A 14,873-nucleotide genomic window follows, 5' to 3' on the forward strand; every position below is an offset into this window, starting at 1 on the left:
TTCTTAAGCCTGCGGGCAAGTCGGAAAATTATTCGGAAACGCGAGGCGAGCCCTCGAACGAGAGCGACATGACGTCGCTGTTCGCCAGGGCCGCAACGCGCCATGGCAGGTGGACCTCGCCCGCCAGCACGCGCCAGCGATACAGCGGCGAGTCCGGTGGCGGCGAAAGTTCGGGTGTCCAGCCGGTCAGCTTCTCCAAGGCGTAGCTGTCCATCACGATGCCGCGCCAGTTGCGGTCGACGCGCTCCAGCGGCTCCCTGTGCGCCGGAATGTCCTCCCAGAGCGGGCTCCTGTCGTCGGGTACGCGGCCGACATAGAGCCCGGCATGGCCCCTGATCAGATTCATGCCGGGGTCGCCAAAGCCCATGAAGCGGCCGCGCTCGTTGATCTGGATCACCGGCACGCGGCCGTTGAAGAACCAGCGCAGCATGGCATAGGTCCGGTAGTCGGTGGTGGCGATCCAGGTCGCGCCGGTCTTCTGCAACTCGGCCTGCGCCCGGTCCGCGACCTGCTCGTAGCCCGCCTCGCCGCCGATCGGGTCGACCTTGCCGAGGAAATTCCAGGGGGTGACGACATAATAGAGAAAGACCGCCACCACGAAGATGATGCCGGAAACGATAGCCGCCCTGGCCCAGGGGATCGCCGATCTCACCAGCCATGCCGGATAGCCTTGCCGCGGCAGCAGCGCGATGTTGATGGCGGCTGCGGCAAATCCGGCCGGCCACATGAACATCGGCCAGGTATCGCCGACCCGCAATGTCAGCGATTTCCAGAGGAAATAAAGGAAGGGAAGGAGCACGGCGGTCGACAGCAGGATGGCGACCGCATCGTCCCGGCGATAACCGCGCCACGCCATCATGCTCGCGCCCGACAGCACCACCGGCATCAGGATGATACCGACCAGCCCGAATTGCAGGCCGATGAAATCGCCGACGGTGCGCAGCGACAATTCATGCGCTGCGAAGGCGCGCACGAACTGGAACCGGAACGACGCCCAGTCATGCCCGGCATTCCAGATCAGGACCGGCGAAAACACGGCCACCGCAATCAGCGCCGCCGCCCAGGGATATGGGCTGGACAGCCAGCGCCGGCGCCATGAAGGCACCAGCATGAAGGCCGCGACCGCCGGCAGCCACAGCATCGCGGTAAATTTGGACAGCAGTGAAAGTCCGGCAAAAACGCCGGCGGCGAGCCACCAGCGGCCATCGCCGCTCTCGGCAAGCCGCACCAGCGCCCACAGCATCGCGACCGCGAACGGGATCAGCGCCACGTCGGGCGAGACCTTGGCCATCAGCAGCCCGTAATAGAGCGCGGCTTCCGGCATCAGCACGACAAGCGCGATGGCGCGGAAATCATGCGTCACGCGGCGGACGATATCGGCGAGCAGGAGTTGCGTTGCCAGCATCGCCAGGATGCCGGCGAAACGTACGCCCAGATTGGTGTCGCCGAAAATAGCCGTGCCGAAGCGGATGAACCACGCAATCATGGGAGGGTGGTCGAGGAAGGAAAGCACGCTCTCCTTCGACCAGGTCCAGTAATAGGCCTCATCGGTGCGCAGGTCGATGACGCTGGCGTAGACGATCCGCAGCACCGTCATCGCAGCGATCAGCGCCGCCACGGCAAGCAACTGCCGAAGAGCGGAACTGTGCGGTTTTGCGATGCTATCGGCGGCGGCGATGGTCACGCCGCCTTTTCCCCGACTCCGAAAGAGGTGTCAACGGAGACAGATCGTGCACGCTCGATCGTCGTCCCGGCGAAGGCCTGGCGAAGGCCGGGACCGAGAACCACCGGCATTCGTGGTCTCTACCACGATGCCAAGGCCGCAAGTTCACGGCAAATGGGTCCCGGCCTTCGCCGGAACGACTCGGAGGTAGACGCCCCGACGGTGGTACCGGCGGGAATTAAACTCTACTATCCCCGATCACTTCCCCATGGTCGCTCAACCCAATCGCATGGCTCGATTTTCCCAGGAACGGCTGACAAAACTCATCCGCGGCATCGGTGTCCGGCAGATTCGTCTCGCCTGCGGGCTGGTATTGTTCGCCTATCTGGTCAGCCATTTCCTCAACCACGCGCTCGGCAACATCTCCATGGATGCCCTGGCCGACGGCGTCTATTACCACACCGTGTTATGGCAATTTCTGCCCGTCGCGATCACGTTTTACACCGCTGCGCTGCTGCACGCCGGTCTCGGCATCTGGGCACTGTACCAGCGCCGGCAATTCCGCTGGAGGGCGATCGAGCCGCTGCAGCTCGTGCTGGGCCTGAGCATTCCCGCACTGATCATCGCCCACATCGCCGGCGTGCGGCTCGGCCAAACGCTGTTCGGGCATGAAAAGTTCTATCCGCAGGTGCTCTATGCCCAATGGGTGGCGTGGCCCTACCGGATCCTGCAGATGTACGCGGTGCTGCTGATCGCCTGGATCCACGGCTGCATCGGGCTGTATTTCTGGCTGCGGATGCGAAATTTCTATCAACGCGCGGCGCCGTTCCTGCTCGCGGCCGCGGTCCTGATTCCGACGCTGGCGATGCTCGGCATCTATCAGGGCGGCCGGAGCGTCATCGCCGACAGCGAGAGCGCCGAATGGCGAGCGGAAAATCTGGGTCCGCAGCAGGTCGGCACTGCCGCCGAGCAGAAGGTGCTCGACAGCATCGTGGATGATTTCCTGATCGGCTATCTGGGGCTGCTCGGATTGGTGCTCGCGGCACGCGGCGTCCGCGCGATCGCCGAACGCCGCGGCGGCATGATCAACCTGTCCTATGGCAATGGCCGCACGGTTCGGGTGCCCAGGGGCCTCAGCGTGCTCGAGGCGAGCCTGCGCCACAACGTTCCGCACGCCAGCGTCTGCGGCGGCCGCGCCCGCTGCTCGACCTGCCGGATTCGCGTGATCGGCGACTGCAGCACGCTGCCGAAGCCCTCGCCGCGCGAAGCCTTCGTGCTCGACCGCGTCGGCGCGTCCGACCCATCGATCCGCCTCGCCTGCCAGCTGCGCCCCGAGGCCGACCTCTCCTTCTTCCAGCTGTTCATGCCGCACGCGATGTCGGCCAACGCGCACGCCTCGCATCCGCATCGCATCGGCCAGGAGCGCTATCTGGTCAGCATGTTCGTTGACATGCGCGGTTCGACCAAGCTTGCCGAAAAGCAGCTTCCCTTCGACACCGTGTTCATCGTCAATCGCTTCCTCGGCGCGGTATCGCAGGCCGTGATCGAATGCGGCGGCCAGCCCAACCAGTTCGTCGGCGACGGACAATTGGCGCTGTTCGGGCTTACGGCCAGCCCGCAAGTAGCCTGCCGCCAGGCGCTGCGGGCCGCGGCGATGATATCCGTCAATGTCGACGAGTTGAATCAATTCCTGAGCCATGATTTGCGCGAACCGCTCCGCTTCGGCATCGGCATTCACGGCGGCGAAGTGATCATCGGCGACATCGGCTACCGCGACCATATGGTGTTCACCGCGCTCGGCGATGCCGTCAATGTCGCGGCACGACTGCAGGACATGACCAAGAGCATCGGCTGCGAAGCCATTGCCTCGGAAGAAGTTCGCATCACCGCAGGCCTCGCCGACGACGCGCTGCCGCAGCAGGAAGTCACGATACGCGGACGCAGCGAGCCGATGATTGTCCATGTGATCGGCGATGCGAAGACGCTGTCCGCGCTGGTTAACGATGTGCAAATCGCCGCTTCCGCCGTCGCTGTGTGATCCAGCGCACACCTGAACGATCGTTCAGAAAATTGCCCGCGAAATCAACGAACCCGGCTCCGAAAGAGTGCGACTGATGGGCGGTGGGCAAGACTGAACCGATCACCCCGCGCCACGGCGCACATCGAAGGAGAACGACTATGTTACGCAAACTCACGCTTGGACTTGTTGCCGCAGCTTCTCTCGGCGCGATGGCGCTGGCTCCCACCGCCGCTTCCGCGCATCCGTGGGGCGGTGGCTGGGGTGGCGGATGGGGCGGCGGCTTCCATCATCACCACTTCGGCCACGGCTTCGGCATCGGCTATATCGGCGGTGGCGACGACGGCTGCTATGTGGTGCGGCGCGTGCCCACCCCGTTCGGCTATCGCCTGCGCACCATCAACGTCTGCGAATATTGATCCCAGACTGCGCTTCGCTTGCTTCCAAAAGCCCCGGTCGCGTGTTCGCGGCCGGGGTTTTGTTTTCGCGGCCCGGTTCGGCGATCGCCAGGTGCCTGCCAGGCACACCGTAGGAATACGCCCATAAGAATGCGCCCATGTGACCGGGGATGCCCGATGATGATATGGTCCAAGAGCTGATTCGGTGAGCGCTGCGATGGGCCAGCCGGTCCGCCGCGCCGCCTGCAGCCGGTAGCACAGATTTGATATCTGGCCCCGCACCCGTCAATCGCCAATCACGCAAACTCCATTGGGATCGCGAGCCTGTCTGCCCTACGATTCTGCGGAGTCGTCAATCGCGCCTCTGAAGTATACGAGAACGAAAACAATTTTCATGGATATCAGGGCTATTGTCGCAGCGCATGGGCGCGATACCAGGATCGACCTGTTTCGCGGAATCGCGAACTGGTTCATCTTTCTGGACCACATTCCGGACAATGTCGTGAACTGGATCACGGTCAGGAATTACGGGTTCAGCGGGGCCGCCGACCTGTTCATCTTCATTTCGGGTTATGCGGCAGCGATCGTCTACGCCAAAATGACGGTAGAACGCGGCTTCATTGTCGGTGCAAGCCGGATCTTCAAGCGGGTGTGGCAGCTCTACGCCGCCTACGTGGTATTGTTCGTGATCTACCTCGTGACGATCACGGATGTCGCGACACGCTATGCCACTCCGGAACTGATCTACGAATTCAATATTGCCGGCGTGGTCGACCATCCGGTGCGAATGTTAATCTACGGGCTGCTGCTGGAAGCAAGGCCGCTCAATCTGGACATTCTGCAGCTCTACATCGTGCTGATGGCGTTTTTCCCACCGGTGCTCTGGCTGATGTTGCGCAAGCCGGATCTCGCGCTGGCGGGGTCGGCCGCGCTCTATTTCGCCGCCCGTGCGTTCGACTGGAACCTGCGGTCGCTTCCCGACGGCAGCTGGTATTTCAACCCGTATTGCTGGCAGCTGCTGTTCGTGCTCGGCGCCTGGTTCGCGTTCGGCGGATTGGAAAAATGCCGTTCGCTTCTGAAGTCGTCGATGCTGTTCTATCTCGCGATCGCCTATCTTCTGTTTGCTCTCGTCATGACGATGGCAGGACGTTTTCCGGAACTCGGAGACCTGATGCCGGCAAACCTGTTCTTTGCCTTCAATCCGAACGACAGGGTCAATCTTGCACCGTATCGCGTTCTGCACCTCCTCGCCGCCATCTTCGTCGTGACACGCTTCATGCCGAAGGACTGGCCCGGACTGGAGTGGCGCATCTTCAGACCGCTGATCGTATGCGGCCAGCAATCGCTGACGGTATTTTGCCTCGGAGTCTTTCTCTCCTTTGCCGGTCATTTCGCGCTGCTGCTGAGCTGGGGTTCCCTGCTGGCCCAGATCCTCGTCAGCGTCAGCGGCGTCGCCATCATGACGCTTGCCGCCTACTACATCTCATGGTCCAAGCGGCAGGACGATCCATCGGAAGTCCGCCGCCGCATGGCATCCATCGACGCCCATTTCTGAGGTCCAGGGGGTGCGAAACGCGCGTCCGGACCGGGCGCGCGCCTCCATTCAATAAAATTGAACCAATCGGCATTTTTCGATGATTTGACGCGCTAAATGACGGAAAAACCGGTAAAAGCTGCAAATGCGCCGCGATAATGAACGTTTTCCGCCGAAATCCTCCTGTGGTTTAAGCTATCAAGCGTGCCACATACCGCGTATCCTGCGCCGCGTCGGACATGCCGGTTTGCGGGGACTGGCCGTCCGTTTTTATTTTTGATCCCGCGGAGACGACGTAATGGCTAAAGGTACTGTGAAGTGGTTCAACCCGACCAAGGGCTTCGGTTTCATCCAGCCCAACACGGGTGGCAAGGACGTTTTCGTTCATATTTCGGCGGTCGAGAAAGCCGGCCTTTCGACCCTCAACGAGGGACAGACGGTGGAGTACGAAGAGGTTGCCAATCGCGGCAAGACCTCGGCCGAAAACCTCAAGGTTTGACGGCCTAGCGCGCTAGCCGGCGACAGCGCCCTCTCGGAAGAATCCGGGAGTGGAGCTTTCCAAAAAGACCTAATCGGCAAACTGTAATTGGCGAAAGCGGTCACCGCTCAGTCTTCGGTGACCCATTTTTCGACCGTCATGACATCGGGCGGCTGCGCATAGCCGCGTGGCCACAAATCGACGACCCATTCGACCTTGGTCGCGCGGTCGACCAGCACCGCGGTGTTGTGTGGCGTCTGCAGCACCAGCGCGTTGCCGCGGTAACGCGGGTCGCCCACCACGTGGAATTTCAGCAGACCCCATTCCTGCAGCACCAATAGCAGGCTCAGGGTGTTGCGGGTGGTGTCCCAGCAATCGAAATTGTGCTTGTCGTCGAAAGCGCGGAAATCCGCCTTGGCGACGCGCTTGTCGGTCCCGAGGATCGGCCCCATGCGGCGATCGAACCAGATCACCGCTTTCTGCGCCGCCGCGCGCTCGGCCGCGGCGGAAGCGTGGCCTGCAGTCATGATCCGTGTCAGCGCGGCGCGGTCGCCAGCCGTAAAATCAAGCATTTCGCGGCGCCGGCAGACAAAACTGTAGCAGACCGTCATGCGCTGCGCGGTGGGCGGGTAAATCGAGACGGCGTTGTAGATCGCCGCCTGCTGCGTGCTCAGTTCGACCGAATGCGCCGGTGCCGAACCCGCGGTCAGGAGGGTTCCGATCAGGAATGTGGCAAAACCAGAAAACGACGGCGTTCTACCTGTTCGAAAAGCTGCCGCCCGCCAGTCCCTCCGCCCCATTCCCCACCATGCCTTGATTGAAAAAAGTCGCGCGGAAGCTATCGCAGCGGTTTCGCGATGCCAAGGCCGGCGGCATGATGGTGCACGGGAACTTGAAGTGCATGCCATGACATCCGATGCCTCTCCCCTTCCGCCGTTCGAGGCGGCCTACGCGCCGGACGATGGTCTATTGGCGGCGCGGTTGCTCGAATCGAGCGGCTTGAGCCGGGAACAGGACGCGCGGATCGATCGCAGGGCGAGCCGGCTGATCGCCGCCATCAGAGCCAATGACGACCGGCTCGGCGGCGTCGAGGACATGCTTCGCGAGTTCGCGCTCTCCACCAAGGAGGGCCTGGCGCTGATGGTGCTCGCGGAGGCGCTGCTGCGGGTGCCGGACGCCCGCACCGCCGACCAATTCATCGAGGACAGGCTGGGCCAGGGCGATTTTGTCCATCACGAGACCAGGTCCAGCGCCTTCCTCGTCAACGCGTCGGCATGGGCGCTCGGCATGTCGGCGCGGGTGATCCAGCCCGGCGAGACCCCGCAGGGCACGATCGGGCGCTTGACCAAACGGCTCGGTGCGCCGGCGGTACGCGCAGCTACAAGGCAGGCGATGCGGTTGATGGGCAGCCATTTTGTTCTCGGCGAGACCATCGAAGCCGCGCTGGCAAGGGCGGACACGCCGCGCCCAACGCGGTATTCCTTCGACATGCTCGGCGAAGGCGCGCGCACCGCCGCCGACGCGGCGCGCTATTTCAATTCCTACGCGAGCGCGATCGAGGCCATCGGCCGCAGCGCCGGCGACCGGCCGCTGCCGGACCGGCCTGGCATCTCCGTAAAACTCTCCGCGCTGCATCCGCGTTTCGAAGCCCTGAGCCGCGCGCGGGTCCTGGCGGAACTGGTGCCGCTTCTGATCAATCTGGCGCAGCGCGCCAAGGCGTTCGAGCTGAACTTCACCGTTGACGCCGAGGAAGCGGACCGGCTGGAATTGTCGCTGGAAGTGATCGCGGCCGCGTTCAGCGACGCCTCGCTGCAAGGCTGGGACGGCTTTGGGCTGGCGATCCAGGCCTATCAGAAGCGCGCCGAAGCCGTGATCGACCACGTCCAAGAACTCGCGCGGACGCTGAACCGGCGGATGATGGTCCGCCTGGTCAAGGGCGCCTATTGGGACACCGAGATCAAGCGGGCGCAGGAGCGCGGCCTCGACGACTATCCCGTCTTCACCCGCAAGGCGATGACCGACCTCAACTACGTGGCCTGCGCGCAGAAACTGCTGACGCTGCGGCCGCGGCTGTTCCCGCAATTCGCCACCCACAACGCGCTGACGGTGGCAACCCTCGAGGAACTGGCCGGCGACACCAGCGGATTCGAATTCCAGCGCCTGCACGGCATGGGCGAAGCGCTGTACGCGCAATTGAGCGCGGATCGCCCTGGCCTCGCCACTCGGACCTATGCGCCGGTCGGAAGCCACCGCGATCTCCTGGCCTATCTGGTGCGACGGCTGCTGGAGAACGGCGCCAATTCCTCCTTCGTGGCGCTCGCCGCCGACGATGCCGTGCCGGCCTCGACGCTGCTGCGCCGCCCGGCCGAGACCATCGGCACCGCCTCCGATGCGCGGCACAAGAAGATTCCTCTGCCGCGCGATCTCTATCAGCCGCAGCGGCGGAATTCGCGCGGCATCGAATTCGGCGAGCGCGCGGCATTGACCGGACTGCTCGCCGCGATCGCGGCAGAAGCCACGCCTGTTGCGGCGGCGCCGCTGATCGACGGCCAAACACAGACCGGAACCGCGCGGCCGATCGTCAGTCCGATCGATCCCGCGACGTCGGTGGGAAGCGTCGTCGATCCGACGCCGGAGCAGGCTGGCGCAGCCGTGGCCGCCGCGCGCGCGGGATTTTTCTGCTGGAGCCGGACGCCCGCCGCCGGGCGCGCGGACGTGCTAGAGCGAGCCGCGGATCTGCTGGAGCAGCGGCGCGCGCATTTCATCGCGCTGTTGCAGCGCGAGGGCGGCAAGACCCTCGACGATGCGCTTTCCGAACTGCGCGAAGCCGTCGATTTCTGCCGCTACTATGCCGCGGAAGGCCGCAAATTGCTTTGCGGCGAGACGATGCCGGGGCCGACCGGCGAGAGCAATTTGCTCGAGCTGCGCGGCCGCGGCGTGTTCGTTGCGATCTCGCCGTGGAATTTTCCGCTGGCGATCTTTTTAGGCCAGGTGACGGCGGCGCTGATGGCGGGCAATGCGGTGGTGGCAAAACCCGCCGAGCAGACGCCGCTGATTGCAATGGAAGCGGTTCGCCTGCTGCATGAGGCGGGCATACCGGCTTCCGCGTTGCATCTCCTCCCCGGCGACGGCGCCATCGGCGCGGCTCTGACCGCGCATCCGGAAATCGCCGGCGTGGTCTTCACCGGCTCGACCGAGGTCGCGCGCGCGATCAACCGGGCGCTCGCCGCCAAGGACGGCCCGATTGTGCCGCTGATCGCCGAAACCGGCGGCATCAATGCGATGATCGTGGATGCGACCGCGCTGCCGGAGCAGGTCGCCGACGACGTCGTGACGTCGGCGTTCCGCTCCGCCGGCCAGCGCTGCTCGGCGCTGCGGCTGATGTTCGTTCAGGATGACGTCGCGAACCGCATGATCGAAATGATATCGGGCGCGGCGCGCGAATTGGGGATGGGCGACCCGCGCGACATCGCTACCCAGATCGGCCCGGTGATCGACGGCGAGGCGAAACAGCGCCTGGAGGCCCATATCGCGCGCATGAAGAAAGAAGCCCGCGTGCATTTCGCTGGCGTCGCGCCGTCGGGCAATTACGTCGCGCCGCATATCTTCGAACTGGCGGACGCCGGCCAGTTGACCGAGGAAGTGTTCGGACCGGTCCTGCATGTGGTGCGCTATCCGGCCGACCGGCTCGACCGCGTGCTGCAATCGATCGAGCGCACCGGCTACGGGCTGACGCTCGGCATTCACTCCCGCATCGACGATACGATCGAGGCGGTGATCGGGAAGCTTCCGGTCGGCAACATCTATGTCAATCGCAACATGATCGGCGCCGTGGTGGGCGTGCAGCCGTTCGGCGGACAGAGATTGTCGGGCACCGGCCCCAAGGCCGGCGGGCCGCATTATCTGGCGCGTTTCGTCACCGAACAGACCGTAACGATCAACACCTCAGCCGCCGGCGGCAACGCCGCGCTGATGTCGGATATGGAATGACTTTCTTGATCCCTCCCCCTTGCGGGCCACTCGCGGGGAGAGGTCGAAATTCGCTCAGCGAATTTCGGATGAGGGGGACTGGCCGTGCATTCAGTGCCCGCGGAGGGTCCCCCCTCCAGCAGCGAAGGCCGATTTCTCCCCTCCCCCTGCGCGCGCAGCGCGTGGCGGGGTCCGAGGCGAGCGAAGCTCGCTCTCGAGGTCGGGGGTGGGGGTGCTTCAGCGTGCTCAACATCAGCGTGGGTACCCGCGGAGCCACCCCTCACCCCCGACCCCTCCCCACCGCTGCGCGGAGGGAGGGGAGAAGAACGCACTGGAGCTGCGGAGAGAAAGCTGCATCGAAACAGACGGCTCCATCATATGCGATAGCCCTGCCCGCAAGGGGCAGGGAGACGAGGAGTCGGTTGCATCACCCCGCCAACATCGGTCAAATGCAAACCGAATCCACCGGTCAGCGCCAAACCGGTTCCACATCGCGGAATCACACCGACAAAAATCACGGGAGCGACGCCACCATGGAAAAGGGCATCTTCGAAGGCCTCAAGGTTCTGGACTGCGCGAGTTTCATCGCAGCGCCTGCGGCCGCGACCGTGCTGTCGGATTTCGGCGCCGACGTGATCAAGATCGAGCCGCCCGGCCACGGCGATCCCTATCGCAACCTGCCGAACCTGCCGGGATACCCGGCAAGCCAGCACAATTTCGCGTGGATGCTGGAGTCACGCAACAAGAAAAGCCTGGCGCTCGACCTTTCCAAACCGGAAGGCAAGGAGGTGCTGTATCGCCTCGCCGCCGAGGCCGACGTCTTCATCACCAATTTTCCGCCCGGCGTGCGCAAGCGGCTGGGGATCACCTACGAGGAACTCAAGCCGCTCAACGAGCGGCTGGTGTACGCCTCGTTCACCGGTTACGGCGAAAAGGGCGAGGAGGCCGACAAGCCCGGCTTCGACAGCAACGCCTATTGGGCGCGCTCGGGCCTGATGGACCTGGTGCGCGCGGACGAGAACACCACGCCGGCGCGCTCGATCGCCGGCATGGGCGACCACCCTTGCGCGATGGCGTTTTACGGCGCGATCGTCACCGCGCTCTACAAACGCGAGCGCAGCGGCAAGGGCTCGCATGTCAGCTCGAACCTGATGGCCAACGGCGTCTGGGCCGCCTCGGTGCTGGCGCAGGCTAAATTATGCGGCGCGAAATTTTCCGAGCGGCGCACGCGCGAGCACGCGCTGAACGCGGTGACCAACCACTACCGGTGCAAGGACGGCCGCTGGCTGATCCTGTCGCTGCTCAACGAGGACCGGCAGTGGCCGACGCTGGCGCGCTGTCTGGAGCGCGAGGATCTTGTCACCGATCCCCGCTTTGTCACCCGGCCCGATCGCCATGCGCGTTCGCTGGAACTGATAAAAATCTTCGACGAGATCTTTGCTACCAAAGATCTCGCCGAATGGCGCAAGATCCTCGACGGTAACGGGCTGGTGTTCGGCGTGGTCGGCATCCTCGACGATATTCCCCACGACAAACAGATGATCGAGAACGAGGTGCTGGTGCCGTTCGAGAACGACACCATGCTGACCATCAACAGCCCGATCTGGGTCGACGGCAGCCAGAAGGTCAAGCCGCGGCGGGCGCCCGGCATCGGCGAGCACAGCGACGAGATTCTTCGCGCGGCCGGCTATGACGAGGCGGCGATCCGGCAGTTGCGGGCGACGGGCGCGGTGGCCTGATCCCTATCTGTTGTGCAGCAACACCCAGCCGACCGCGGCGAGGCCGATGATGACGGCGACCGCGATCGCCCATCCGCTGACGCGGATGTCGCCGATGGTTTGCCGCTCGGCTTCGTTCTGTGCGATCTCGCGATTGCGCGCCTTGTCGTCTTTTCCTGTGTCGTTCACCGCCCGCCCTCCCGTGGTGAAGGTCCGACTTTTAAAATTTGTAACCTAGCCGCCTCCCGTCATCGACGGACGTAGCGATGCCTGATAGGAGGCCGCCGCATCGGCAGCCTCGTTGCCGCTTCCGCTCAGCCTCGCGAGCCGGCTCAGCGAGAATGCCGCCAGCGCCGCGCACATGGCGGCGGCCGCGGCCGCCGCGAACACCGACGCCGTGCTCCATTTCATGGTCAGCAGCACGCCGCCGACCAGCGGGCCGACGATCGACCCCACGCGCCCGATCCCGAGCGCCCAGCCGACGCTCGTCGCCCTTACCGAAGTCGGATAGAACGTCGCGGCCAGTGCGTTGGCGGCGATCTGGCCGCCGACGATGCAGAATCCGGCGGCGAAGATTGCCATGGTAACCAAGACAATCGAATGACCGAGCTGGCCGATCGCACCGACCGCGAACACCGCGATGCAATACACCAGCGCCAGCGCGCGGAACGAGAAGCGGTCGATGATGCTGCCGAGCGCGAGCGCGCCGACCACGCCGCCGACCTGCAGCATCGATCCGATCACCGCCGACGCCGACACCGACGCGCCGAGGTCGTTGAGAACCGTCGGCAACCAGTTCGACAGGAAATAGAGATCGAGCAGACTCATGAAAAACACCACCCAGAGCAGCAGCGTCACCGGGGCTCGTCCATCCCGGAACAGATGCAGCACCGGAATCCCCGGCAGTTCCGGTTCATGGACGACGAACCGCGTTGCCGGCGCAAATACCGCCTTCGGGTTGATCCACCGGAGCAATCCCGCGACCTCGTCGTCGGCGCGGCCGGTGAGCGCGAGGAAACGCACGGATTCCGGCAGCCGCAACGCCAGGACCGGAACCAGGAGCAGCGGCGCGATGCCGCCGATGACAAACACCGAACGCCAGCCGAGATGCGGAATCAGCGCCGCCGCGAGCAGCCCGCCAAGCGCCGCGCCGACCGAAAAGCCGCAGAACATGATCATCACCATGGTCGCGCGGCGCCGGCGCGGATTGAATTCGGAGGTCATGGCAATCGCATTCGGCATCGCGCCGCCGAGGCCGAGCCCGGTGAGAAACCGTATCGCGAGCAGCGAGTTGACGTCTTGCACGAAGGCCGTCAGCAGCGCGCATGTCCCGAACGCCAGCGTCGAGAGGATAATGATCCGCTTGCGACCGATGCGGTCGGCCAGCGGCCCGAACAGCAGTGCGCCGATCATCAGCCCGAACAGGCCGGCCGAGAATACCGGACCCAGCGCGCCCTTGGTCAGGCCCCATTCCCTGGCCAGGGCGGGTGCGACATAGCCGATGGCCTGGGCGTCGAAGCCGTCGAGGAACAGCACCGCCGCGCAGGTCAGGAGCAGCTTGAGCTGAAATCCGCCGACCGGCTGCTGGTCGATGAAGTCAGCGACGTCGATTGCGCCGCCAGCTTGAGAATCCGCCATGCTCGTCCTTCCCCTCTTCTTATTATCGTCATTGCGAGGAGCGAAGCGACGAAGCAATCCACGCTTCTCTTTTTGCCGCGAGATGGATTGCTTCGCTTCGCTCGCAATGATGGCCTCACGAATTCCACTTCTACCGCATGCGCAATGCGTCCCTCGAATAGCCGGCGATCTGCTTGTAACCCTCGGACAAGGCAGCCAGTTCCTCGCGGCTGATGACATCGTCGATTTTGCCGAAGGGCTTGTCGCCGGTGCGGACAAACACCTCGCGCAGGATCGCGTCGGGCGGATTGGTGCGGTTGGTCAGCACGATGCGCGTGGTGGCCTCCAGCCGCTGGCTTTCATAGGCGGCGAGCGCGGCAACGGGATTGCCGTGTTCGAGCAGTGCCGAGACCAGTGCCCGCGCATCCAGGATCGCCTGGCCCGCGCCGTTGGAGCCGCGCGGCACCATCGGGTGGGCGGCATCGCCCAAAAGCGTCACCCGCCCGAAACTCCAGCGTGGCAGCGGGTCCTGATCGACCATCGGAAATTCCAGCACATGATCGGCGGCGCGGATGAACGTGGGGACGTCGAGCCAGTCGAAATGCCAGTCGGCGAACGCGCCGATGAAATCGCCGATCGCGCCGGGCCGGTTCCAGTCGCGCCGGCGATAGGCCGGCGTCTCGATCTCCGCCACCCAGTTGACGAGCTGTAGCCCGTCGGCGCCGGCGGGGCGGATCGGATAGATCACCATCTTGCCGTGCGCCAGCCATCCCGTCCGCACCATGCTGGCGCCGGACAGTATCGGCTGCCACCGCGTGACGCCGCGCCACATGTTGACGCCGGAATAGCGCGGCTCGCCTTCCCTGGGAAAGAACTGCTTGCGGATCGCCGAGTTGATGCCGTCGCAAGCGATGGCGGCGCGACCACGGACGGTGCTGCGTTTCGCACCGCCCGGACCGTCCGAGAAAGCAACAACGACACCGGTCTCATCCTGTTCGACACCGATGCAATGGCAATTGCTGGTCAGCCGGTCGCGGCCGGCCCGCGCAACAAAGGCATCGAGCAGCACCATCTGCAGATCGCCGCGATGGATTGAAAACTGCGGATGCTCGTAGCCGGCCGCGAGCCCAAGCGGCTCCTGATAGATCAACTGGCCGAAGCGATTGAAAAAGGTCGCATCAGCGGTCGCGATCGCGACCCTGGCCAGATCGGCTTCCAGTCCGAGCGCGGCCAGTTCCGTGGTGGCATGGGGCAGCAGATTGATGCCGACACCGACCGCTTTGATCTCCGCCGTCGATTCGAATATCCGGCACGGAATTCCGCGGCCATGCAGCAACAGCCCGAGCGTCAATCCGCCAATGCCGGCGCCGACGATGATGACGTCGTCCATGTCCCCTCCCGGCATCGTGTCACTTGAGCGACTGAGCGGATGAAACACGATTGGCGAGAGCCCTGTCAATCTGATGTTGCATGCGGAAG

At 64.2% G+C, this 14,873-nt stretch carries 11 protein-coding genes; 6 read left to right on the top strand and 5 right to left on the bottom strand.

Features of this window, described 5'->3' with window-relative positions:
• Positions 1-28: 28 nt before the first annotated feature.
• Positions 29-1,597: a glycosyltransferase family 39 protein gene (locus B5525_RS03525; RefSeq protein ID WP_079572887.1), complete on the bottom strand. Its 1,569-nt coding sequence runs from the start codon at positions 1,595-1,597 to the stop codon at positions 29-31.
• Positions 1,598-1,952: 355 nt separating this feature from the next.
• Between B5525_RS03525 and B5525_RS03530 the strand changes: the two genes are divergently transcribed.
• The 4 genes from B5525_RS03530 to B5525_RS03545 all read left to right on the top strand — a co-directional run bounded on the left by B5525_RS03530 (position 1,953) and on the right by B5525_RS03545 (position 6,111).
• Positions 1,953-3,701 carry an adenylate/guanylate cyclase domain-containing protein gene (locus B5525_RS03530; RefSeq protein WP_079572889.1) on the top strand — a complete coding sequence of 583 codons (1,749 nt, stop codon included), beginning with the start codon at positions 1,953-1,955 and terminating at the stop codon, positions 3,699-3,701.
• Between the two features lie 140 nt (positions 3,702-3,841).
• Positions 3,842-4,099: a hypothetical protein gene (locus tag B5525_RS03535; RefSeq protein ID WP_079564695.1), complete on the top strand. Its 258-nt coding sequence runs from the start codon at positions 3,842-3,844 to the stop codon at positions 4,097-4,099.
• Positions 4,100-4,472: 373 nt separating this feature from the next.
• The gene (locus B5525_RS03540) at positions 4,473-5,633 is read left to right on the top strand and encodes an OpgC domain-containing protein (RefSeq protein ID WP_079564696.1); all 1,161 of its coding nucleotides are present in this window, start codon (positions 4,473-4,475) and stop codon (positions 5,631-5,633) included.
• Between the two features lie 277 nt (positions 5,634-5,910).
• Positions 5,911-6,111, top strand: coding sequence for a cold-shock protein (locus tag B5525_RS03545; RefSeq protein ID WP_079564698.1), 201 nt, complete (start codon positions 5,911-5,913; stop codon positions 6,109-6,111).
• Positions 6,112-6,218: 107 nt separating this feature from the next.
• Here the strand turns inward: B5525_RS03545 and B5525_RS03550 are convergent, their stop codons facing one another.
• Positions 6,219-6,890: a hypothetical protein gene (locus tag B5525_RS03550; protein WP_244567822.1), complete on the bottom strand. Its 672-nt coding sequence runs from the start codon at positions 6,888-6,890 to the stop codon at positions 6,219-6,221.
• A gap of 106 nt (positions 6,891-6,996) precedes the next feature.
• Here B5525_RS03550 and putA point away from each other — a divergent pair, with 106 nt between their 5' ends.
• Positions 6,997-10,080 (top strand): bifunctional proline dehydrogenase/L-glutamate gamma-semialdehyde dehydrogenase PutA, encoded by a 3,084-nt coding sequence (gene putA / locus B5525_RS03555; protein WP_079564699.1) that lies wholly within the window; start codon positions 6,997-6,999, stop codon positions 10,078-10,080.
• Between the two features lie 512 nt (positions 10,081-10,592).
• Positions 10,593-11,798, top strand: coding sequence for a CaiB/BaiF CoA transferase family protein (locus tag B5525_RS03560; RefSeq protein ID WP_079572893.1), 1,206 nt, complete (start codon positions 10,593-10,595; stop codon positions 11,796-11,798).
• Between the two features lie 3 nt (positions 11,799-11,801).
• Here B5525_RS03560 and B5525_RS45240 read toward each other — a convergent pair whose 3' ends face one another.
• From B5525_RS45240 to B5525_RS03570, 3 genes are all read right to left on the bottom strand, one after another.
• Entirely contained in the window at positions 11,802-11,966 is a 165-nt protein-coding gene (locus tag B5525_RS45240) for a hypothetical protein (protein WP_172899809.1), read from the bottom strand.
• A gap of 45 nt (positions 11,967-12,011) precedes the next feature.
• Positions 12,012-13,415, bottom strand: coding sequence for an MFS transporter (locus B5525_RS03565; RefSeq protein ID WP_079564700.1), 1,404 nt, complete (start codon positions 13,413-13,415; stop codon positions 12,012-12,014).
• 130 nt (positions 13,416-13,545) lie between these two features.
• A complete protein-coding gene (locus B5525_RS03570; RefSeq protein ID WP_079564701.1) occupies positions 13,546-14,784 on the bottom strand; it encodes a flavin-dependent oxidoreductase in 1,239 nt (412 codons plus the stop codon).
• Positions 14,785-14,873: the final 89 nt, after the last annotated feature.

The organism is Bradyrhizobium erythrophlei (assembly GCF_900129505.1).
In the GTDB taxonomy this organism is placed as follows: Bacteria; Pseudomonadota; Alphaproteobacteria; order Rhizobiales; family Xanthobacteraceae; genus Bradyrhizobium; species Bradyrhizobium erythrophlei_D.

Excerpts from the sequence above, each read along its gene's own strand:
- B5525_RS03545 (WP_079564698.1), top strand. The coding sequence starts at position 5,911 with ATGGCTAAAGGTACTGTGAAGTGGTTCAACCCGACCAAGGGCTTCGGT.
- putA (WP_079564699.1), top strand. The coding sequence starts at position 6,997 with ATGACATCCGATGCCTCTCCCCTTCCGCCGTTCGAGGCGGCCTACGCG.
- B5525_RS03560 (WP_079572893.1), top strand. The coding sequence starts at position 10,593 with ATGGAAAAGGGCATCTTCGAAGGCCTCAAGGTTCTGGACTGCGCGAGT.
- B5525_RS03535 (WP_079564695.1), top strand. The coding sequence starts at position 3,842 with ATGTTACGCAAACTCACGCTTGGACTTGTTGCCGCAGCTTCTCTCGGC.
- B5525_RS03570 (WP_079564701.1), bottom strand. The coding sequence starts at position 14,784 with ATGGACGACGTCATCATCGTCGGCGCCGGCATTGGCGGATTGACGCTC.
- B5525_RS03565 (WP_079564700.1), bottom strand. The coding sequence starts at position 13,415 with ATGGCGGATTCTCAAGCTGGCGGCGCAATCGACGTCGCTGACTTCATC.
- B5525_RS03530 (WP_079572889.1), top strand. The coding sequence starts at position 1,953 with ATGGCTCGATTTTCCCAGGAACGGCTGACAAAACTCATCCGCGGCATC.
- B5525_RS03525 (WP_079572887.1), bottom strand. The coding sequence starts at position 1,597 with ATGACGGTGCTGCGGATCGTCTACGCCAGCGTCATCGACCTGCGCACC.
- B5525_RS03540 (WP_079564696.1), top strand. The coding sequence starts at position 4,473 with ATGGATATCAGGGCTATTGTCGCAGCGCATGGGCGCGATACCAGGATC.
- B5525_RS03550 (WP_244567822.1), bottom strand. The coding sequence starts at position 6,890 with ATGGGGCGGAGGGACTGGCGGGCGGCAGCTTTTCGAACAGGTAGAACG.